This is a genomic window from Oleiphilus sp. HI0123, assembly GCF_001635315.1.
This window is the reverse complement of the sequence record NZ_LWGE01000249.1, coordinates 1-850: the sequence shown is the minus strand read 5'-3', so window position 1 is coordinate 850 and position 850 is coordinate 1. Positions and strand designations below refer to the sequence as shown.

Annotated in this window: 2 protein-coding genes; both read right to left on the bottom strand. The window is 41.2% G+C overall.

Annotated features, from left to right (window positions below; genetic code table 11):
* The coding region (locus A3761_RS02475; RefSeq protein WP_156491525.1) for a hypothetical protein at positions 1 to 560 on the bottom strand (560 nt) is incomplete at its 3' end.
* Positions 526 to 850: hypothetical protein (locus tag A3761_RS02470; protein ID WP_231881126.1), on the bottom strand; the 325-nt coding region annotated here is incomplete at its 5' end. The genes A3761_RS02475 and A3761_RS02470, both read right to left, overlap by 35 nt.

Genomic DNA, 850 nt, shown 5'->3' with positions numbered 1-850 from the left:
CCTAAAACCTGTTCCACTGATAGAAAAGGTCCTTTCTTAGAAATCCAGTAGTTGATAAATAGCGCAAAAATATCTTCTAATCGCTGGCAGACTTCGGCATTATCTGAATCGACAACGCGTGGTCGCCAGCCCCTCTCTAGAAGCAATTCGAAAGCGCTATTTACTACCCAAGCAGGGATATTACCAATTCCTTTTGCCATATTGTCTAGTTTGGTTCCTGTCATAATAAAATGATCGCACCATCCACTCCCGGAGGCATAATCCACAATTAGTTGTGCTTTTTCTGACGGCGTAAACCCCTTCATAAATGACATATATTCCTTCACTGCGCTCTTACGGTATTCTTTCAAATTTGTGCGATCCACACCTCTCAACAAGTTACTGTTCTCGGTAATACTATTAATCAATTCCAGCAAACTCGTGTCCATTTCATATGTTTCAGTTGGAACTTCCGTGAAAGAGCCAATTGATGTCTTGGTTTCAATTAAGTTCATCATCATTTCGATTTCCTTTTTTAATCTACGCTTAGCAAGGGCACTTGGTTGTTGTTGAAATTTCACCGTCATTATCTTGTGTTGTCTTGACAGCCTTAGTATTTCTCTCACTTGTCTTAGCGATTCGAATATGATTCAGCTGGCCGAGGAAACGAGCATCTTCCTGGTTCTGCGGCTTGAACTTAAACACACTATCGAATAACACGAACGATCTAGACAGTTCGCTCGCAGAAATACTACTTCCTCCACGAGCTTTCAGCACTTCAGGTACCATAGCCAATACATGCTGAATCATTGCTTGCCACCCTTTAACCTCAATAACTTTGTTGTTTAGGCGCATAAAGCTTCTCACTTTT